17 protein-coding genes, 1 pseudogene and 1 riboswitch are annotated in these 21,852 nt (G+C 51.1%); of the genes and pseudogenes, 10 read left to right on the plus strand and 8 right to left on the minus strand.

Features of this window, described 5'->3' with window-relative positions; all coding sequences use genetic code 11:
• Nucleotides 1–187: 187 nt before the first annotated feature.
• The 8 genes and pseudogenes from ATW55_RS00985 to ATW55_RS01010 all read right to left on the minus strand — a co-directional run bounded on the left by ATW55_RS00985 (nt 188) and on the right by ATW55_RS01010 (nt 7,577).
• A complete protein-coding gene (locus tag ATW55_RS00985) occupies nt 188–1,087 on the minus strand; it encodes an MFS transporter (protein WP_153004963.1) in 900 nt (299 codons plus the stop codon).
• Complete coding sequence (locus ATW55_RS15970) at nt 1,084–1,458, minus strand: MFS transporter (protein ID WP_160327134.1); 375 nt, start codon at nt 1,456–1,458, stop codon at nt 1,084–1,086. The genes ATW55_RS00985 and ATW55_RS15970 overlap by 4 nt, the downstream gene beginning before the upstream one ends.
• Before the next feature lie 110 nt (nt 1,459–1,568).
• Nucleotides 1,569–1,697, minus strand: a pseudogene (locus ATW55_RS16615) (hypothetical protein); the annotation flags it as partial.
• Nucleotides 1,698–1,836: 139 nt separating this feature from the next.
• Complete coding sequence (locus ATW55_RS00990; RefSeq protein ID WP_423742938.1) at nt 1,837–3,447, minus strand: fatty acyl-CoA synthetase; 1,611 nt, start codon at nt 3,445–3,447, stop codon at nt 1,837–1,839.
• A gap of 381 nt (nt 3,448–3,828) precedes the next feature.
• Nucleotides 3,829–4,491, minus strand: a complete 663-nt coding sequence (locus ATW55_RS00995; protein ID WP_067711131.1) for a hypothetical protein — start codon at nt 4,489–4,491, stop codon at nt 3,829–3,831.
• 72 nt (nt 4,492–4,563) lie between these two features.
• A riboswitch (cyclic di-GMP riboswitch) is annotated at nt 4,564–4,649 on the minus strand.
• A gap of 290 nt (nt 4,650–4,939) precedes the next feature.
• Nucleotides 4,940–5,341, minus strand: a complete 402-nt coding sequence (locus tag ATW55_RS01000; protein ID WP_067711134.1) for a hypothetical protein — start codon at nt 5,339–5,341, stop codon at nt 4,940–4,942.
• Between the two features lie 173 nt (nt 5,342–5,514).
• Complete coding sequence (locus ATW55_RS01005) at nt 5,515–6,432, minus strand: pseudouridine-5'-phosphate glycosidase (protein ID WP_272867072.1); 918 nt, start codon at nt 6,430–6,432, stop codon at nt 5,515–5,517.
• Between the two features lie 35 nt (nt 6,433–6,467).
• On the minus strand, nt 6,468–7,577 hold the full coding sequence (locus ATW55_RS01010) for a carbohydrate kinase (protein WP_067711138.1): 1,110 nt from the start codon (nt 7,575–7,577) through the stop codon (nt 6,468–6,470).
• A gap of 425 nt (nt 7,578–8,002) precedes the next feature.
• On the opposite strand from ATW55_RS01010, the gene ATW55_RS01015 reads away from it, so the two are divergent.
• From ATW55_RS01015 to ATW55_RS01060, 10 genes are all read left to right on the plus strand, one after another.
• Nucleotides 8,003–9,553 carry an amino acid permease gene (locus ATW55_RS01015; RefSeq protein WP_201024905.1) on the plus strand — a complete coding sequence of 517 codons (1,551 nt, stop codon included), beginning with the start codon at nt 8,003–8,005 and terminating at the stop codon, nt 9,551–9,553.
• Between the two features lie 15 nt (nt 9,554–9,568).
• The gene (locus tag ATW55_RS01020; protein WP_082685420.1) at nt 9,569–11,053 is read left to right on the plus strand and encodes an aldehyde dehydrogenase family protein; all 1,485 of its coding nucleotides are present in this window, start codon (nt 9,569–9,571) and stop codon (nt 11,051–11,053) included.
• Nucleotides 11,054–11,076: 23 nt separating this feature from the next.
• Nucleotides 11,077–12,465, plus strand: coding sequence for a glutamine synthetase family protein (locus ATW55_RS01025; RefSeq protein ID WP_067711139.1), 1,389 nt, complete (start codon nt 11,077–11,079; stop codon nt 12,463–12,465).
• Nucleotides 12,466–12,577: 112 nt separating this feature from the next.
• Nucleotides 12,578–13,345 carry an SDR family NAD(P)-dependent oxidoreductase gene (locus ATW55_RS01030; RefSeq protein WP_067711141.1) on the plus strand — a complete coding sequence of 256 codons (768 nt, stop codon included), beginning with the start codon at nt 12,578–12,580 and terminating at the stop codon, nt 13,343–13,345.
• Nucleotides 13,346–13,506: 161 nt separating this feature from the next.
• A complete protein-coding gene (locus ATW55_RS01035) occupies nt 13,507–14,205 on the plus strand; it encodes an ANTAR domain-containing response regulator (protein WP_082685421.1) in 699 nt (232 codons plus the stop codon).
• Nucleotides 14,192–14,503, plus strand: a complete 312-nt coding sequence (locus tag ATW55_RS01040; RefSeq protein ID WP_067711143.1) for a histidine kinase N-terminal domain-containing protein — start codon at nt 14,192–14,194, stop codon at nt 14,501–14,503. The genes ATW55_RS01035 and ATW55_RS01040 overlap by 14 nt, the downstream gene beginning before the upstream one ends.
• A complete protein-coding gene (locus ATW55_RS01045; RefSeq protein WP_067711145.1) occupies nt 14,500–15,756 on the plus strand; it encodes a sensor histidine kinase in 1,257 nt (418 codons plus the stop codon). The genes ATW55_RS01040 and ATW55_RS01045 overlap by 4 nt, the downstream gene beginning before the upstream one ends.
• A gap of 533 nt (nt 15,757–16,289) precedes the next feature.
• Entirely contained in the window at nt 16,290–18,659 is a 2,370-nt protein-coding gene (locus ATW55_RS01050; RefSeq protein ID WP_201024906.1) for a DEAD/DEAH box helicase, read from the plus strand.
• On the plus strand, nt 18,652–19,785 hold the full coding sequence (locus ATW55_RS01055; protein WP_067711147.1) for a hypothetical protein: 1,134 nt from the start codon (nt 18,652–18,654) through the stop codon (nt 19,783–19,785). Before ATW55_RS01050 ends, ATW55_RS01055 begins: the two co-directional genes overlap by 8 nt.
• 170 nt (nt 19,786–19,955) lie before the next feature.
• The gene (locus tag ATW55_RS01060; RefSeq protein WP_082685422.1) at nt 19,956–21,317 is read left to right on the plus strand and encodes an IS4 family transposase; all 1,362 of its coding nucleotides are present in this window, start codon (nt 19,956–19,958) and stop codon (nt 21,315–21,317) included.
• Nucleotides 21,318–21,852: the final 535 nt, after the last annotated feature.

The raw sequence follows: 21,852 nt of genomic DNA on the forward strand, positions 1-21,852 counted from the left end.
GAGCGGTTGTGGGTAGCACATCCAGATTCTCTTATTATAAAGTGGATACATGAAAATCACCATTCGTCACCCAGAAAAGAAGCAACGCAAGCCATACGCTGAAAAACCCCATTCTACAAAACACACGCGGCGCCAAAAATGCGACAGCCAGCGCACCTGCGAGAGACGTTGCAGTTCCCATCCAAATTCATGAGTGGCCTGGCGAACGGCGCGGGTGTGTCTCCTTCATCCGAAATAGGACTACAGCCATCGAAAGAAGCACAATCCATCCGATCAGATTCAAACTGTGGAGCATACCCACAGAATGAATGGTATAGCCAAGTAGGAGCCCGCCAATCGCATATCCCCCGTCACGCCACAAGCGGTACACCCCGAGAACACCCCCGCGCATTTCCGGGGGAGCGACGTCAGCCACAGCCGAGTTCAAATTGGGGTAGAGCAGTGCCATCCCAAGTCCCATCACGGCCGCGGTGACCATCCACCATGTCACATTGTGACCAAGGGCGAACGCCAGAATGCCTAGTCCGAGTAAGCCCATCCCTGTTACAATCGGCAACTTTCTGCCCGTGACATCAGACAAAAGGCCTGTCCCAAACTGTGCAATTCCCCACACCACCGTGTAGGTTCCACCAATCATGCCGATGTGGAGGATGGTCACGTGCAACTCCGCAAGGTACAACGGCAGCATCGCCCAGACCATTGTATCTGCGAGCTTGTTGACCAATCCGGCTTGGCTGCAGGCTGACAGTGTAGGATTCGCAAAGGTAGTCGTCCACAGAAGATGTCCAATACCCATCTCTTTGGATGTATTTTTTTTATCCGAAGATCGTTTCACATGTTCAGCACCCGCTTCTTTCATTACATGACCGCGCGTCTCCCGAATGATCAAAAGACTTATACCAAATCCTAAGACCGCCACGAACGCGCCATACACAAACGGGGCTTGTAAAAGTCCATAGCGTGCCGCAATCATTCCCGTGAGCACGGTCGAAATCGCAACGCCAATATACCCAGTCGCTTCGTTGATACCCATCGCCAGTCCACGTTGTTTCGGTCCTGCAAGATCAAGTTGTTGCGTGACTGTCATCGTCCAGGCAAAGGCTTGTTCGCGCCAAGAAAAAAGTTGGCGACAACCACTGCCGTCCAGCTGTGAACAAACAGGAGCAGCAAAAGCATGGGAACCGCTAGCAGCCAGCCAACAATCAAAATAGGTCTGCGGCCAAATTTGTCAGAGACCTGACCCGCCACTAAATTGAGTACAGCTTTCGTTGCGCCAAAGGCAATGATAAAGGCAAAGAGGAGCGTTAAAGAAGAGAGATGGTACACATTTTTACCGAGTAGCGGAACGACGGTTCTTTCCAGTCCAACGGTCATCCCGACCAAAACCGTCATGAATACAAGCCACAAAAACTGCTGCAGATTCGGTTTAATACCCAATTCGTGTTGCTGCGGATTCAAGAGCATCACCTATTTTTATTCACAATAAACCATTGTATCCGCATATACGGATTTATTTATACATACTAATTCTACAGCTATCTTGTTGTCAACAATCTAATTTCATGCTGAACGATCGCACCCAGCCTCATCATCCAGATATTCGAGATGGCCACACCAATGTAGGAATACCAAAAAGTCGCGCGAATCGTCGTCTCTGCTGGAAGATACCGTGAGTAATCAGCCACGTAAGGTGCATACCCCTTCAAGCTTTGGGGATTTCATGAGGGGAAATGTCCATCCCGTTGACATAATACATAATAATATTCAAGACAATGCAGGCGGTGCCTGGTTGCTACAATCTGCGACCTCAGGCACCTGTTTATTTGTGAAAATTCTTTAACTTCCGGCATGCTCACTCTTACTTAAACCCTGATAGGTTTCCCGAAGTTCTCGCTTGAGGATCTTGCCACTCGGATTTTTCGGCAGTGCTTCAGCCAGAACGATATGCTTTGGAACCTTGAACTTGGACAAATGATCTTTGCAGGCCACGAAGATCGTTTCCATGTCTAGGGACGCGCCAATCTTTGGTACAATAACCGCAGTTACCGCCTCAATCCAGTACGAGTCGGGAACTCCAATGACGGCCACTTCGGACACCCCATCGATGGTATAAAGAAACTCTTCCACTTCTCGACTCGAAACATTGACACCTCCGGTCTTTATCATGTCCTTTTTGCGATCGACGACCGTAATGTACCCTTCTTCATCCATCACTCCAAGATCCCCACTGTGGAACCAACCACCTTGGAACGCCTCCGCGGTTTTCTCCAGATTATGGAGATACCCAAGCATCGCATGACTTGTTCGATGGACGATTTCTCCCATCGTTCCGCGTGGCACCTCTCGCCCGTCTTCATCGACAATTCCAGTCTCCACGTTCAGGGCTGGTTTCCCGGCAGACCCAATCTTTCGCATTTGATCTTCAGGCTTTAATACGGTGGCAAGCGGAGCCACTTCCGTCTGTCCATAAAAATTCCAGAACTTTGCCTGCGGCAAGCGGATGGACAACTCTTTCAAAACCTCTCTTGGCATAATGGCTGCACCGTAATAGCATTTTTCCAGGGAGGACAAATCGCGTTTCGCAAAATCAGGGTGACGCAACAAGGCAATCCAAACCGTTGGTGGGCAAAATAACTGAGTCACTTTCTCCTGCTCTATCGTTTCCAGTATGACGTCGGGTGCTGCTCCAGGAAGAATTACGCCGGTCGATCCGATATAAATCCCTGGCCCCAGAAAACCGTGTAACTGTGCACTGTGATACAACGGCAATGCATGAATGGCAACATCACGTGCCTCCATCCCTCCATCAATGAGCGTACTTACGTATTCACTCACCAAGTTGGCGTGCGTCAACATAACTCCTTTGGGTTTCGATTCTGTTCCGCTTGTGTAAAGAATGTGTGCAACATCTTCATCTGACACATTCGATTCAAACAAATCAGTTGGCATCCGCTCACGGCATGCACCCAAGGGGTGCCAATGGGCCAATTTGGAAGGTGCAAATTGCGTATCCATCAAGTAACGATTGGAAATGGAAATATTTGATCGTTTACTGGCTTGATCGAGAAATTCAGCAAACTCAATTGAAGCCAGGAAAACCTGAACATTCGAGTGTTGAAGAATATAGGCCAGATCGGTCACCGTGAGCATGTAGTTCATGGGAACCATGACCGCACCAAGCCGCGCTAAAGCGAAGTTGACTACAGCAAAATCCATACTATTGCGGGATAGCACGGCTGTCACGGTTCCGTACCCCACCCCACCCTCAGACAACGCCCATGCAGTCTGGTTTACCCTGTCGTCAAACTCTACATAAGACAGTCTTTCGTCCTTATACACCAAGGCCAGGCGATCAGGCGCCCTCATTCGACTACGGTGAAGCAAATCTGATAGGGTGTTGCGGCGAGCCCTGCGAACAGATGCGGTTACGTCATTCGTTAAACTCACGACGTGCACCTTCCCCGGTTTTATTTTCACCACGATCCGATAGACTATTCCTTCTATTACGTCAATTATAATCGGTATTTGCATAAATCGACTACGACTTTATGTATTTCATTTTCAAGCTCAATGATTCAAGAGTTGAGTCCGTATAATTGGTGTAAATTCAGCGGACGCACTGGGTTACATAATATGGAAAGTACCATCTCGTCCTTCTTTGGTAGAATGAGTTTGCTGAGAAAACATTCAACAGGAGGAATACGGGGACAAAGCAGCAATTCATCTCCCACCTATAGAGGATAAGAGACTTCTTGCCTCATCAGGATAAATTGACAGGCTCCATTTGCACGAAGCCTGTCTGATCTATACTTTCAAACTTCAGATCCATCAATGCCTAGAATGGCTATTTTTTACTGTCGAAGGATGAGTTAAGGCACCTTGGTTAACACCGGATGCTGAAGATCCAGAAACTTTATTCCCGAATGTCGAGGAGGCATTTTTGCTCGACGCAGGAGATACTCCTTGTCCTACGACCCCATTGATTAAGTTTTGTATTACCGTATTGGCCACACCAGAACTATAAACGGTCTCCGTAACCGACTTTTGAAGCCCTTGAGCCACATTTTGAAGCGTGGAACTCCCTTGACTCGAAGAAACAACCGAGGATAGTGTATTTAGAATTTGCTGTTGCTCACCAGCAGGAATTTTCTTCAGGTTTTTAAAAATGCTTTTTAGATTATTTACTTGCTGAGAGAGTTGTTGGTTTTGTGTCGCCAATTCCGCATTGCTCTTTGTCGTAGAATCCATGACAAATGATGAGCCCGTCCAATGATTTACAAGACCCTCTTTTTTCAGGACTTGCTGAACCGCGTACAATTCAGCATAGGTTGTACCATCATAAACGAGGCCGGTTCCTTTGATGCCATCATAACTCACCGTTTCCTTTTGTGCTTGCACAGCATTTGTTGCCGCAAAGACAAAACTGCCGGCTAACATCGAACCAACGACGGTTCCTACGACCGTACCAAGAAGAAGCGATTTCTTTTCCATGAGTGATCTCCCCTTTTACCAAACAAAAAAACGAGCTTACAGAAGCTCGCTAATCGCCAACATCACACTATGTTTGGCAACTGGCTGGCATAGCACTTTACGCTTTAGCCCCTGTAGTTTTGCGCCCCGAACTTTCGTTTGGTTTGCCTTTTTCATTTTAATCCTAGTCTAGCATACCAAATTGCGGTAAACCACTTTTTTTCAGCCATCCATCCAGCCCAATTTCTTTCTTTTTTGTGTCCCCCACTTTATCGTAGCTCCACTGTGTGCACTTTGATCTTTGCATATAGACAGACATTGAACATCCCCATGCTAAAGCATGCGGCTTTACGACACATTTGGCAAGAAAAGGCTGCCGAGATTTTCTCGACAGCCTGAGAACTCAGACAAACTCTACCGAAACCTGGTTTGTACTCAATCTTTACGATGCGCACAAACGAAATGGTTGTTACTGAAGATGGTGACTGAGCAGTGAGATGATGGTGGTAAACAAGTTACTCATTTGCGCTCTAAGGCGAGAGAGCGAATTGGAAATCTCTGCAAGCGTTTGACTGATCACATCCAGGTGCGCCTGCTGTTGTGACAATATTGCGCCGTTTTGGGTCACTGCCGATTGAACATGAGACAAAGCGCCGCTGACGCTGGTCATCCATATGGCCACGATCGTCATCACACAGACGACCAGGGCAGAAATCAACCAAAAAGTGGTATGACGTTTGCGAACCGCGTGCGTGCCGCGCACGATGATAATCGGTGATGATGGTGGTGACAACTTCCCGCGAGATACCTTTTGCGTAGACACGGGGTCTTTTTCTGTCTTTTGAGTTGATTGGAACATGGACTCATCCATTTTTCCTTTCCCTCCTCCAGAAGACATAGTTAAAGAATTCGATGGTGTCGATCATTTTATGTCCGTCGAAAGGCAAATGAGTGCGTCACACCCTGCCAACTCACGTCGTGCCCGACGACTGCGGACAGGTCAACCGCCGTAAATGCTGTCAAGGGTCACACAATAGGGGAATGTTACTTTGCAAGTTTTACAGCCAACTGTGCACCCACATGCGCATTGTTCTTTACCAACGCCACATTGGTCTCCAGGCTTTTGCCATCGGTCAGTTCTTTAATTTTATCAAGAAGAAAAGGGGTTACGTCCTTGCCTTTGATGTTTAGCCGATGCGCTTCGCTCAGCGCTTTTGTAATGACTTCCTCAATTTCCTTCGCATCCATTGCGGATTCCTCAGGAACAGGATTCGCAATGACAGCCCCGCCATGGAGTCCGAGTTCCCACTTCGTGTGCAGGAACAAAGCTAATTCCTCTGGACTGCCAAGCGAAAAGTTTGTCTGGAATCCGCTTGTGCGGCTGTAGAATGCCGGAAACTCAGTGGTCTTGTAGCCAACGACCGGAATGCCATGTGTCTCAAGGTACTCAAGTGTCAACCCAATGTCGAGGATGGACTTTGCCCCTGCACAAACGACGGCAACATTGGTCTGCGCGAGTTCGGTCAAGTCTGCAGAAATGTCCATCGTTTGTTCGGCGCCGCGATGGACACCGCCAATTCCTCCCGTGACGAATACGTTGATCCCCGCGAGCTTTGCGCATATCATCGTTGCAGCAACCGTTGTCGCGCCACTCTGTCCTTGCGCGAGAACAAAAGCCAAATCACGGCGACTGACTTTTGCGATACTGTCCCGATTCTCGGGAGATCCGAGCCATTCTAGATTCTCATCGGAGAGTCCGATATGGATTTTCCCATTCAAAATTGCAATCGTCGCTGGAACCGCATTGTGACTTCGGATAATAGCCTCGACTTCCTTTGCCGTTTGTACATTCGTAGGATAAGGCATGCCATGTGAAATAATGGTCGACTCCAGTGCGACGATTGGCTTTTTAGTTCTCTTTGCCTCTTTTACTTCATCAGAAAAATGCAACCATTGGATCAACGATTGATTCATATCTTCCATCTCTCCTAGATGATCTATAGAATTTTTGTCAACCAGGCGCGCGCCTCATGTGGTTTGATTTCTGTAGACACGGTTTCTTTTGTCACCAAGGTTAGGCCTGTCAGTCGAGTGGCAAATTGACATGCCTGTTTGGTCTTCGCATCGCTCGCCATCGCAAAGCAAAAGCCAGCCACAAATGCATCCCCTGCACCTGTCACATCGACAACCTCGATGCTCTCTGCCGGCAGTGTGCCAAAGATATTTGCCTCGTCTAGCCACGCCACACCATCCTTACCCATGGTTGCGACAACGGTCCGGCAACCCCGCTCTTTCAGTGCGGCACATGCGGCGTAAATGCTTTCCTCTTTATCAATTGGAATACCCGAAATTGCCGCCAATTCATCACGATTGGCAATCAACGTATGAATTCCGCCAAGGTTCCTCGGCAAGCGCTTGGCTTTAGGGCTTGACACCGGAGCAACAATGAGTAAAGCGCCTTTCTTTGTCGACTCCGCAATGACATAGGCAAGCGCCTCTGTCGGCAAGTTCGTGTCGACGATGACCATCGCAGCTTGTTGCAGCACCCGCAATCTCGGTGCCAACTGCTCGACGGTAAAGTCGTCGTAAATGCCCATGTCAGCGAGCGCAACCGTCATACTCCCATCGACGTCGAGCACCGCGGTATACGTGCCCGTGCGGTGTGCTGTCGACCTGATCACTTGGCTAACATCCGTGCCAAGGCCCGCAAGGTAAGAGAGTAACCTATCGGCTTCTTTATCGAGGCCAACCATGGTGACAAGCGACGTGGGCAACCCGAGGCGCGTCAAATTTTCGGCAATATTTCTAGCAACACCGCCATAGGACTCAACAACAAAAGAAGGGTTCGACGTGCCAAGTTGGATCGGTTCATAGGCTTGAATTTTTCGATCTACATTCGCACCGCCGATGCACAAAATATGTCCTCGCTGTGGCAACACGTAGGCCCTGCCGAGAATCTCTCCCTCTTTGATAAGCGCAGAGATATAAGCCGCTACCGCAGGTCTTGATAGGTGCAGGCGGTCAGCCAAATCTTGTTGGGAGATAAACGGGTTTTCACGAATCCATTGCAGAACTTCCTGTTTCTTGCTCCGCCCCAACTCAGTCACATCGACACCTCGTTTTACACATGTTAATTCATGATAAACAGTTGTTACCACCCCGTCAATTTTAAATGTCATTTGACAGGCTGTTTACCATAAATTCATCGTGCAGAATCGACAACTCAAACGTTGATCCTTTACTAGTGGGCCTTAGGTACTGGCGCGATATCTGAAAGATAATCCTTGCAAACAGGATGAATATTTAGTATTCTGTGACCAATAAATTAAAAAGAAAATCGATTGGGCAACGGCGCCCAACACTCCCATTGTTCTCGGATGATGGCTGTGTTGGGCGCTGTGCGTTGTATGGGAGTCTATTCGCACGCGCAATCGGTCGCGCCGTTCTCATTCGCCTCGATTCTTCAATCATATGAGCGACCACTCAAGGCGACGATGCGGGACTTCGAATCTAACAGAAAGAGGTGAAGAATGTGGCACGTCACTCCGTGGAGCAGTCAAGGCATGACGAGGAAATGCTTCACAAGCTCGGGTACAGGCAAGATCTGGCGCGGGCGATGGGAGGATTTTCGAACTTTGCGATCTCATTTACCATCATCAGCATTTTATCAGGATGCCTCACTTTATTCTCCTTCGGCCTGACCAGCGCTGGTACAACTGCCGCGTCTATCGGGTGGCCCATCGTAGCCCTATGTGTGATGCCCGTGGCCTTATCCATGGCAGAGATCGCATCCGCCTACCCCACGGCTGGCGGCCTCTACTATTGGGCAAGTAAACTTGGCGGTCCGGCGTGGGGCTGGTTTACAGCTTGGTTCAACTTGATTGGCCAAGTGGCAATCACCGCCGGAATCGTCTACGGTCTCTCCATTTTCGTAGATGCGCTTATCAACCAGTTCGTGCCAGGCTTTCCGGCCAGCGGCCATGCTGGTGCCATCGCTACGCTCGTCATCTACGCCATCATTTTGCTCATCGGCGCATTCCTCAACTTCGCAGGTGTCAACGTCGTCTCGACCCTAAACTCCATTAGCGCCTGGTGGCATATGATTGGCGTGGTCATCATCGTTGCGGCCGTACTGTTTTTTGCACCGATCCATCCGCATCCCTGGCACTTCGCTTACACCACGAATCAATCATCGAGCGGATTTCCCAACTGGTATGGATTTCTTATCGGTCTGCTACTCGCCCAATACACATTCACTGGCTATGACGCATCAGCTCACGTGTCCGAGGAGACCGTCGGTGCGGACAAGAACGCACCCCGCGGGATCATCCTGTCGGTTGCCGTGTCTGCCATCGCAGGCTACGTACTCCTGATGGGACTTGTCTTCGCGATACCTGACCTGACCAAAACCATGGATTCTACGAATCCGGTTCTGTACATCCTGACCACACGTCTTGGCGTGTCAATCGGAACCGCGCTCTTTATCATCGCGCTGTGTGCCCAGTTCTTCTGCGGGACCGCATCGATTACCGCAAACTCTCGCATGATCTACGCCTTTGCGCGTGATCGCGGTATGCCCGGCTGGAAGAAGTGGAGCAAGATCAACAAAGAAAAACACGTCCCCACGAACGCCATTTGGCTCGCCGTCGTCTGCGCCTTCATTCTGGCCTTGCCAGCCCTGTTCAGCACCGTGATCTACGCAGCCGTCACTTCAATCGCCACGATTGGGCTCTACGTCGCGTACGTAACGCCGGTGTTTCTTCGCCGGATCCACCCGGAACGTATGCCCCAGGGTTCGTTTCAACTCGGCAAGTGGGGTGTGTTTCTAGGTTGGTGGTCTGTCGCTTGGGTCATCTTCATATGCATCCTCTTCATGCTTCCAACCGTGGGACCGGTGACGCTGTCTAACTTCAACTTTACCCCGGTGGTTCTGCTCATCGTATTTGCCTTCCTCGTGCCTTGGTGGTTCAGTAGCGTGAAAAACTGGTTCCACGGACCGATCCGGGAAATTGACGAGGAACCGTCGGTCACGACGAATCAACTCCAATTGCCGATAGGTGCCCCGTTGAAACTCGATGAATGAGGAGGCAACGTAGAAATGGGATCTATGCAACAGACAACAAGTCCATTGAATCTATCGAATCTCGTCAACCGCAATGCGCATTTTATCGGTGGGGCGTGGGAACCGTCAACAAGCGGAGCGATCGACGTCATCAACCCCGCAAACGGCGAGGTAGTCGGCCGCGTACCGAACGGGGGCGCGGCGCAGGCCGCAAAAGCCATTGAAGCCGCCCATCGGGCACAGCGTGAATGGGCTGCCAGGACACCTGCGCAACGGGCAGTCTTCATGCACGCCTGGGCCGCGCGTATCCGCGACAACGCTGATCACCTCGCACGAATTCTCACAAGTGAGCAAGGCAAACCCCTGTCAGAGTCTCTCGAAGAAGCGGAAGGCGTAGCGATGTTCATCGAGTGGTATGCGGAGGAAGGCAAGCGAGCTTATGGAGAAACCATTCCAGCGCTCGCGCGCAATAAGCGAATTCTTGTTATTCCGCAGCCCGTCGGCGTCACGGCCCTCATCACGCCGTGGAATTACCCAGGAACGATGATCGCGCGCAAAGGGGCGCCGGCGCTCGCCGCAGGCTGCACGGTCGTACTGAAGCCGGCCAGCCAGACGCCACTTACTGCCGTGGCGCTCGTCGCACTTGCACAGGAGGCAGGCTTTCCTGCAGGGGTCATCAACCTGGTAACGGGAAAAGCGAGCGAGATTGGCGAAGAGTTTATGACAAACGCCCAGGTGCGCAAGGTGTCATTCACGGGATCAACCGAAGTCGGCAAGCTGCTCATCCGCGCATCCGCAGAGCAGGTCAAGCGTCTGTCGCTTGAGCTCGGCGGTAATGCACCCTTCATCGTCTTTCCGGACGCCGACCTCGATGCCGCGGTCGCGGCCGCAGTCGGCAACAAGTTTGAAAACTGTGGACAGATGTGCAATGGAATCAATGTGATGTACGTGCACGAGGATATTGCGCAACGCTTCTCAAGGATGGTGGCGCAAAAAGTGGCTAGCCTCAAGGTCGGCAACGGTCTGGAAGAGGGCGTTCAACTCGGACCCGTAATCGACCACCGAGCCGTGGCGTTCGTCGACAAGTTGGTTCAGGAAGCTGTGCAACAGGGCGCCAAAGTAGAAGTCGGCGGCAGTTGTCTGACCGCAACGCCGTACCAGAAAGGATCGTTTTACTCACCCACGGTCTTGACCGGCGTCACGACGGAAATGCGAATCGCGCAGGAAGAAGTATTCGGACCCGTCGCACCCATCGTCACTTTTTCGTCAGAGGAAGAAGTGCTCGCCCTGGCAAATGCCACCCCGTTTGGACTCGCCGCCTACGTATTTACCAAAGATGTCCGACGCGTATTCGAAGTATCCGAGCAGCTTGAATTCGGTATGGTCGGCGTCAACAGTGCCTCGCTTAGTGTACCGCAGGCGCCGTTCGGCGGGATCAAGCAGAGCGGTCAAGGCCGGGAAGGCGGTCACCACGGTCTCGAAGAGTTTATGGAGATTAAGTACATCTCGCTCACACTTTGATCATTCGTGAAGGGGACGCAGCGATGGGAACACAAAACAACAAGAGCACCACAGCACTCGACCATCTCATTGAGCAGATCCGCTCGGGCGCGATTGAAACGGTCATCGTCGCCTTCTGCGACATGCAAGGGAGACTTGTTGGAAAGCGCTTGACCGGGCAGTACACACTCGACCATGTCATTGAGGACGGTGTTCACTTCTGCGTGTACCTGCTCGGAACCGATATGGAGTTGAATACACCGCCTGGTTTTCCGGACATGGGTTGGGAACAGGGATACGGCGACTGGACGGCGCGCCCGGACTGGTCGACGGTACGCACGCTTCCGTGGCATGAAAAAACGGCAATTGTTCTATCAGACGTGACCGATCACGCAGGTAACCTCATCGCAGTCGCTCCTCGCACCGTTTTGCGGCGCCAACTAGAGCGCGCAGCGAATCTCGGCTTCACCGTGAAAATAGCATCCGAACTCGAATTTTATTTGTTGGATGAGTCGTACGACGCGGCACACGCGAAGAACTACCAAAGCCTTGCGCTCGCTGGCACCTATTACGAGGACTATCAGCTTCTGCAGGCATCGCGCAACGAACCATTCTACGCAAAGCTCCGTAAGCAGCTCTCTTTGGCCGGGATACCGATTGAAGGTACAAAAGGTGAGGCCGGAGTGGGCCAGCACGAGATCAACGCCTACTATACTGACGCGCTGGAGGCCGCCGATCGACATGTACTACTCAAGCACGGCGCGAAGGAAATGGCGATCCAAAACGGCCGCGCCGTCTCCTTCATGGCGAAACCGGATCATTCGTGGACGGGATCGAGCAGCCATATCCACTTGAGTCTGTGGGATCAAAAGGGCGTCAATGCCTTCTATGATTCATCGTCTGACCTGCACCAGATGGCGGACGTGATGCGTCACTTCCTCGCCGGCCTGATTGTTCATATGCGCGAACTATCCATATTGTTCGCACCCTATGTGAATTCGTACAAACGATTCATGACAGCGAGTTGGGCTCCAACGCACATCGTCTGGGGCGTCGACAACCGCACCTGCGGGCTGCGCGTCGTCGGACACGGCAGCGGCAAGCGCATCGAGAACCGCTTCCCGGGCGCAGACACGAACCCGTATCTCGCGACCGCTGCGATGCTGGCCGCCGGGCTCGACGGAATTGAAAACCGATTCGTGTTGCCTCCGGAGTGGGTCGGCAACGGGTATGTGGCGCGAGATGTCCGTGCCGAGTCTCTGCCGACCTCGCTGTACGAAGCCATCCGGGCGTTCGAAGAAAGCGAGTTTGCAAAGAATGCTTTCGGCGAGAATGTTTATCAACACTATCTAAATGCCGCACGCGTAGAACAACGTGCTTACGACCAGGTCGTCACGAACTGGGAGAAGCGGCGCTACTTTGAGCGGGTTTAGTATGCAGCAGAGAAAACATGGATGCGCTACGCCGGATCTGAATGAAGCTCTTACAACCAGCAGGCACTCTGAATAGGAAGATCCCCTAACCAGGATAAGGAGGCAGACGAACATGCGATTGAAAGATAAGGTATGTGTGATCACCGGTGCAGGTGGAGGCATGGGTCTCAAAGCCGCAGAGCGATTCGCCGAGGAAGGGGGCCGGATCGCAATCTTCGAGATAAGCGAGGCGATCGGTCAGAAGGCAGAAGAGTCTATCCGCGCGCGGGGCGGCGATGCAAAGTTTTTCGCGTGTGACGTGTCAAATGAGGAGAGTGTAAAAACCGCAGTCGCCGCTACGGTCAAGACATTTGGGCGACTGGACGTGCTTTATAACAATGCCGGAATCATGCCAGAAGCGGACCACTCCGTCCTCGACACAAGCGTCGAGATGTGGGACAAGGTCATGACGGTCAACGTACGCAGTATCTTCCTGACCTGCAAGTACGTCATTCCGCACATGTTGGAGGAAAAGTCAGGATCCATCATCAACATCGCGTCTTTCGTCGCGATGGTCGGTTGCAGCGTGCCGCAAGACGCATACACGGCGTCAAAAGGCGCTGTGATTTCGCTGACCAAGTCACTCGCTATCCAATTCCGACCGCAGGGTGTGCGTTCAAACGCAATCTGCCCTGGCCCTATCGAGACACCACTCATGACGGAATGGCTACTAAAGGACGATGAGGCAAAGCGAATCCGTCTGAACCGCCAACCGAGCGGACGCTTTGGCCGACCGGAAGATATCGTGAACTGCGCGCTTTACCTCGCATCGGACGAGTCGGATTGGACAAACGGCGCGGTCATCGTCGTCGACGGCGGCATCACGAGCAACTATTTCTAGCAAAACCGCAATGTAACGCCACTAAATTAAATTCTAGGCCAATGAGACTGCTCTAACAGGAATTTGTCGGATCCAGCGAATCTTCGATTGATGTATTCGAAATTAACAGTAAAATTAAATAAAAAGTCGAGAAACTTTCTACTACTGAGGAGGATCGAGATATGAACCCTAAAGCCCGCATCATCCTGGTGGATGATGAATCGATCGTTCGCATGGATATTCGTGAAATGCTAATGCTCGAGGGCTACAACGTTGTTGCAGAGGCGTCGAACGGCGAAACTGCCCTTGAGCAGACGCTGCGCCACCAGCCAGATCTCATTGTGATGGACATTAAGATGCCAAAAATGGACGGTATTACCGCTAGCCGAATCATCTATCAAACGTGGCGCATCCCCATCCTCTTGCTTACAGCATACAACCAGTCGCAGTTTATTGATGGTGCGAAAGAGGCCGGGATTATCGGATACTTGGTCAAGCCCATCACAGAGTCGGACCTCGCACCAGCGATTGAAATAGCCCTTGCCCAAGCTGCGCGCCTAAGGCGGCTCATTGATGAGAAGACGGCACTTCAGGAGCGATTGAAGGAGCGTAAGCTGATCGAGCGGGCGAAAGGTGTGCTGATGAATCGCAGCGGGAGCACAGAGGATGAAGCCTACCAATGCATGCGCTCTCAAGCGATGAATCGACAGACATCACTTGCAGTGGTTGCAAAAAAAATTCTCGCCGGACACGAGCGGGATGCGCGACTTGCATCATCCGAGCCGATGGCGACAAGGTCAGTCCCTGCGAGCCGGATACCTTCAGGACTCGACACTTTCATCAATGCCATCTTGGAAGGTGATCTCCATGGAGAGCGCTGACACCTGCCCCACGACCAGCCTCATCACGTCCGTGTGCAGGACAAAATCTGACCTGAATGAGTCCGAGATCGAGGAAATCATCCGCGTCGCCGGCCATCTGCAAATGATGGCTGATCTCAATGGATCCGACGTGTTTATCGACTGTCTCTGGAGAGGGCGTGAAGACCAAGCTGTCGTCGTCGCTCAGGCTAAACCGTCAACCGGAAAAAGCCTCTACTCCGAGTTCATTGTCGGGCAACGCATCCTGCGTGACAACGAGCCCGGCGCTTTTATGCTTTCCAGACTGGCAAGTATGTGACTGGCACCCGCGCCATTACGAACGAGAACGTCACGATCCAGCAGAAGATCCTGCCGATTCATGGACCAGGCCAGGGGTCCAGAGCGACAGGCGCACTCGGAACAAGTGTCAACGTCACATCCGACACACATGATGGTGACACCTCGACTACACCTGCCATAGACTCTTGCAGTCGCGTCATCGGTGTCGTAATCCTTGAACAGGACATCTCTACGCAGGTCATTCAAGAGCAAGCGGCACGCTTGTTCCAACAGACAGCGGAGGACCTCGGCGAAACCCTGTGGGAGGTCGCCGTTGCTGAGATCAATCTGCCAAGCCTTATCCATGAAGGCGTCATTCTGTGCAACTCGGAGCATTTATTTACTTACATCAACCCTACAGCACGCCAATGGTTCGAAAAATTACGGCAGCCACGGCCGGAGATGGGCTCGCCGCTCGCATCCGTGTTTTCCGGAGTGCTACAACATGTGCTTCAGGACGCGCACGACCGTGGCGTAGAGGCGCGCGAGTTTACCTTTGGCGACAACACCGTGCTCGTGAAGGCCATTTCTATTCAACGAAAAGGAACGTTTAAAGGCGGTCTGATTCTCCTCTCGGACATTACGGAACTGCGCGACAAGGAGCGCCAGCTATCCATCAAGTCGGCGGTTATAAAGGAGATTCACCATCGCGTTAAAAACAACCTTCAGACGATCTCAAGCCTGCTGCGGTTGCAGATGCGCAGGACGGAATCAGAGGAGATCCGTACCGCGTTCTATGACAGCATCCACCGCATCAAAACCATCGCGCTGGTGCATCAGACGCTTTCGCAAAACGGGATTGAATTTGTTGAACTCCGCCAGTTGATAGAATCCATCGCGTCGATGTTGATCCAAGCTGCTGGCCATCCTGACCGAACCGTGTCATATCATGTAGAGGCAGACGAAATTTCGCTGCCGTCAGAAAAGGCGACACCAGTGGCATTAATTCTAAACGAACTCATTCAAAACTGTCTCGATCACGCCTTTGAACACCAAACAGCTTGCCGAATCACGGTGTCCGTGGTGTATGATGATGGCGAACTCCGAATGGTCGTTCAAGACAACGGACAGGGCTTTGATCTGCGCAAGAGCGGCGAAACGTTAGGAATCCGCATCGTTGAGACCCTGGTAACCGAAGATTTAAATGGCCGTATCGAGTACGCGAATTGCGATGGCATGCGCGTTACCGTGCGTCTCCCCATTCGTTGGACAACGCCTGGATTTTCCACCTGAACGTCGTTCATGAATTTCACTCATTGCAACCCATCACGCGCCATCACGCGCCATCCGCTCATCAGATGTATCGCACGCTACCTATTTTCTTTCATGTGTCATCAAGAGCTGATGTATTTGCTAATAACACTTTGAGGATCGTAAAATATACCTTGACATTTCTGGTACATCCCAAAAATCGACGAAAAGCATCGAACGGCCTATCTCCTAGCAATGTGGGTGTGAACCATTTATGACTCTTCGAATCGGTGAGGCCTCCGGCGTATTGCCGTGCTGTTCCGCGCACGAAATTAGCATGGCCACAAATAGAGTATCAAGACAAGCATCTCCAAAGCCTTCTCCCTGTGTAGTCCAGTTGATTTACACAGTTCAAACGTGGAGAACCCCTATATTAAGTGATAAAATAAATGATAGCGAGTAGGGTATGTAAAGTTCTAAAGAGGACATGCGTAAACCTAGTCGGTTCCGTTCATCTGTCGATTTTTGATCATTGTTGGCTACTTTATCACGACATTGAGAGGAGAATCCATGCCGTGCCAGAACGTTACTTCTTCCGGTTTACGGATCATCTGCTGGAACTTGACGCTCTGGAGATGGACACCTCTCTTCGTCACGTTTTACGCGATGTTCCAAACCATGGCTCCATCCTCGTAGACCTTCAGTGGAACGCTGTGTTCACGCCGAAAACAAAAGCAGTAAGGCGTAAGACGGCGGACGCCGAGCCGTTGATTTGCACGGTCGATCAGGATGCCGGAATCATACAAGGCGATGGTTTAGGCGAAGCTTTGAAACAGATTTGCATCGCAGTTGATGAAGGTTTCAACGTGTTCGAAGAGTGGCTCATCGAACACGTTGACGGTAAGGCGAATCATTCTGCCCGTCCGCCTCAGTTTCGTCTATATCCTCCTCAATGGTTACTTATGAACGCCCCACCCTTTACGAATCTGGGAACAGGTGAAGGACCCTCTGAGAATATAGATGGGCACGCTTCTGCACATGGGCAAAAGGCACCGAAAGACCGATATGAAATGAACGAACGAGATCATGGATCCATTGTAATCCATCATGACGAAGCACTGCTGATGCTCCAGAAACTTGCCGCTCTTCCATCGGTCCCGAACCGTGAGGTGGATCTGCACCGTCAAGCCGTTCACTTATCATTGAGAAGCGGTTTCGATGAACTGTTGTCTCTACAAATGCTGCGTGACATCACACCTTTCCCCCACCAGGTGCGTACCGTAGAACGAGTCCTTCGCCGCATGCGCGGGCGGGCATTGCTTTGTGACGAGGTAGGACTTGGCAAGACCATCGAGGCCGGGATTGTTCTCACGGAGTATATGCTCCGCGGTTTGGTCAAACGCGCCCTTATCCTGACTCCTCCGTCGCTCGTCGATCAATGGAAAGAAGAAGTGACGCGCAAGCTCGGTCTCGACTTTGTCTGTTACGACGACGTGAGGTTTCGAGCCGCCGAAAATCCCTGGAACGCCTTTGAGCATATCATCGCTTCCATCGATACTGCAAAGCGGGAACCACATAGAAATGAAATTTTGGACACCGAGTTTGACATCGTCATCGTCGATGAAGCCCATCACCTTAAAAATAAATCCACCTTGGCCTGGAAGTTCGTCAACCAGTTGAAGAAGAAGTACATTCTGCTTTTGACGGCGACCCCGATTGAAAATGACATGAGTGAACTATTCAACCTCATCACGCTGTTAAGACCGGGACAGTTGTTGACGGAGGCTGAATACAAGCGAAAGTACGTGGATAAGAAGGATCCGCTGCAACCCAAAAACGTCGCAGAACTAAAGCAACTGGTGCAAAACGTGATGATCCGAAATCGGCGCAGCACCACAGGTGTTATCCAGTCCACACGAACTGCAGATACCCTTGTCATTCCTCCACTTTCCGAGGAACGACGCTTCTACGAAGCACTCTCGCGTTTCGTAAAGTCACAGTTGCAATCTGACACTGCAGTACCGTTAAGACGCGCGACATCACGGTATATGGAATTATCAACCCCTGCGTCATCCCAACAGCGTAAGTTCCACCCGTTCGTATTAAAGAACCTCTTGAGACAAGCGGGATCAAGCATTGCATGTACCCTGCCAACACTGGCAAAGTGGGTTCCTGCAGACCGCAACAATGAAGTGCTTAGGAGCGAACTGTGGATGAGTGAGTCATACCCTGCGGGAACCCTCCCAGGAGTCAATGTGGACACCATTCAGGAACTCATCGAGCTAGGAAAAGCCGTCCGCGATACCGGGAAACTGGCAGCTCTATTGAAACTTCTGCAAAACACATCGGATCAAACAGTCGTTTTCACAGGGTTTGTCGAGACTCAAAGTGTGATTGCTGAGTTTCTCCAGCGCGAGGGTATTGATGTGGTGAATTTCCACGGTGGCATGTCACGAGCGCAGAAGGAACAGGCTATCAACGATTTTCGCGATGGCACGAAGGTTCTGATCAGCACCGAGTCAGGCGGAGAGGGTCGCAATCTGCAGTTCTGTCACCGTATGGTCAACTTCGATATCCCTTGGAATCCGATGAAAATTGAGCAGCGGATCGGCCGCATACATCGGATCGGCCAGGAACACGAAGTTAACATCTATAACCTCGCCTCCCAGGGAACGATGGAAGAGCACATCTTGCGCATCCTTGACGCCAAGGTGAACCTGTTCCAACTCGTGGTGGGTGAACTTGACATGATCTTGGGATCGCTTGACGAAAAGCGCGAGTTTGATGAAATCTTGATGGATATCTGGGTTCGCGCGAAAGACGAGTCGGAACTGGCTCGCGAGGTCGATGCCTTCGGTGAAGAACTGCTGGCCGCCAAGACGCATTATCAGAAGGTTCGCGATGTCGACGACAGACTGTTATCGGAGTTGATCATGAGTGAGTAAAGTCATGAGTGCGGTTGCGAAGGGATCGACATCAGGAGATTCATCATCCGACGGTGGATGGTCTGTACAGACCTTTGTGCTCGAGACGCTCAACATGATGGGGGCCGTCGTGGAATTGATTGATTGGGGTATTTACAACGTCTTGCTCCCTCAGGAAGAGATGAAGCGCATCACGTTTTATCCAGAGATCGCCCAAGAACGCGACGATTGCGAACTGGTTACGTTCGGAACTCCGTTTCTGGAATCGATGCTAGAAGCTGCGAAGAACTGCGGCAAGTTACAGGTTCGACGGATGGAGATGAGAAGCGAGAGGCCACAAAATACAGATGCCAAGCTGGTCAATCTGGTTCACTTTGTCAAGTGCAAACCGCCAAAAACCAATCGTTCTTGGTTGGAAGAGAACCTCCTCTTACTCTGCCGATTTATCGTAACCTACCAGACGGATGAAGTGGAAGAAGACGTGGCCGCTGCACTGGTCGATCTCCATACCTTGGCGGACATTACACACCTTGTACCTGTCCTCGATAACCACTGGTTCACAGTGGGATCTGAAGAAGTCACTACAGTTGGCCAAATTATGACGAGCCGTGAAAACCGCGAGGATGACATTGGGATACCTCATCCCGTCCCGTCCCCGTTTGCACTGGAAGCTGGCTTTACTAGAGCGTCTGAGATCATACGACCGAAAATAGAAAAGCGCATCACATGGATTCAGGCGCAGAATCGCTTACAACTGGAGGACGAGCTTGCTAAGAGTCGCCACTACTATGCCACGACACTGAGCAAATTAATGGGACAGCTGCAATCGACAGTGGATGTCACAAGGAAGCAGCGCATCAAGGAGAAGATCGAAGCGACCCAACGTGATCGCGATCTACGCATGGAGGATATTTCACGAGCCTACAATGTCACGGCCGATGCGCGGCTTGATTCCGCGATTCTCTATCGAGTCCCTGTGGCATCTGTGGAGGCGCACGTCCAGAAGCGGACTGATGTGTTTCCATACGTGTTCCGCTATTACCCATGGGCGTCCGCGTGGAGCCCAGTCACCTGTCCCATCTGCCACAAGCTCGCGTCTAGCTTGAAGCGCGGTGCAGCTTACTGGCATTGCGGTTGCGAGGACTAGTATAACGTTTCATAAATAAAGATATTATCTCAAGTTTCGCACCCGGTTTGAGCCAATGAACCCTTGCTACAACAGGGTTTTCAGGCATTGGAAAAGTCAAAACACCCTCTTTTTCTGGTAGACTGGAGTTGTCCAGACAACAATCTACAGAGAAGAGGATGTTTGCCATAATGGTACGTGAACCTCAGCACCAAGATCAACTCCAATCTATGGTTTTTGCCTTCTTCAAGCAATCTAAAATAGCAAAGCTCCTGAAGCAGTCGAATATCACAAAGCAGGCGGGTATCGCTGTGCTGGATGTATTCCGCGTCATTTTCAGCCTCGTATTCACTCAGCGAAGCCTGAACCGTTGGCTAAAGCAGTCTGGGAATGATGCATTTGGAAAAGACACGGTGTATCGTTTCCTGAATTCCCCTCGACACAACTGGCGGCGGTTTTTGCTATTGCTGAGCGCGGCTGTCATACAGCAACTATCTCAACTCACTTCAGATGACAGGGCAGACGTGTTCATTGTCGACGACTCGCTGTTCAGTCGCAGTCGGAGCAAGAAAGTTGAATTACTCGCCAGGGTCTACGACCATGTGTCTCACACATTTGTTCGTGGCTTCCGAATGCTGACACTTGGCTGGTCGGACGGAAACTCCTTCGTGCCGCTTGCTTTTTCATTGCTCAGTTCTGAGAATGAGCGCAATCGCCTTTGTGGTGTGGAAGATTCCATCGACAAAAGGACTTGCGGTTATAAGCGTCGAAAGGAGAGCATGCAAAAGGCAACAGACGCTCTGTTTGAATTGCTGACTCAGGCACAAGCGATGGGCGTTACCGCAAAATACCTGCTATTCGACAGCTGGTTTGCGTATTCGGCAGTCATTCTCAAGGCATTGGAGCATTCGATGCATGTGGTGTGCATGCTCAAAGCGGTGCCCAAAGTTCGGTACGAATACGAAAGACGTCGCTTGACGCTCAAAGAGCTTTACTCTGCTTTGAGAAAGCGCCGTGGACGCGCGAAGATCCTTGCCTCCGTGATGGTCGTGATGGGTCAGGATGAGAATGGCGACCCGATTCCTGCCAAGATTGTGTTCGTACGAGACAGGAACCGTTCCCGTCAATGGCTCGCACTGCTTTCTACGGATACAAGCGTGTCAGACGACGAAGTAATTCGCATCTACGGCAAGCGATGGGACATTGAGTGTTTCTTCAAAGTCAGCAAATCCAATCTGCGATTGGCAAAGGAACTTCAGGGACGTACGTACGACCAGATGTTTGCCCATACCACCATCGTTTTCACGCGATACATCATGCTGGCGACAGCGGCTCGAGACGAACAAGACCCAAGGACGATAGGAGCACTCTTTTTCGACTGCTGTGACGAGCTCGATGACATCCGGTTCGCTGACGCCCTGCGTCTACTGATCGAACTGCTGAAGTCCATCATGAAAACGACGGATGTCCAAGATGACAACGTGATCGATATGATTGTCGAACAGTTTATCACCCATTTACCCAGCGCTATCAAGGAAAAACTGGTTGCCTAAGGGTGCGAAACTTGAGTTATGTAAGTAGTAGCCAAAAGAATTCAATACCAACGCAATGGTTGTAAGCATCACTCGAACAATAGATTTTGATTCAGTTGCCGGCTGAATAAATTCGTACACCAATTACACTAAACTTGATATTCCTTTGGGGGCATTGGGAAGAAAAAGCAAAGAGCACAGGGAGGTCCTTATGAGAGTTCACAATCAAATCACCTCAGGTGAGTTGGAGGAGTACAGCATTGGGATACAATCAACGATAAAGAGGCTAAAACGCTCTGTTAGTGAGTTTGACATTTTACAATGGATTACAAACTTTGATGAGAAGGATCGATATTATGCTGTAGCCGCTCACGCTGTTTGACCGCGGATGAGCGGTTTTTTGTCGCCCCGTTTGACGAAGGATTTTGTCAATGATTGTCGTATGCAGATGATTGTTTAGACGACAATCATGTGCGGGGGGTTTACATAGGCATATATAAAAAGAGAGACCTTTAGGTTTTGGCGGCCTGGTCTCTCTTCTCTCCACAAGGTCGTG

The organism is Ferroacidibacillus organovorans (assembly GCF_001516615.1).
Taxonomy (GTDB): Bacteria; Bacillota; Bacilli; order Alicyclobacillales; family SLC66; genus Ferroacidibacillus; species Ferroacidibacillus ferrooxidans_B.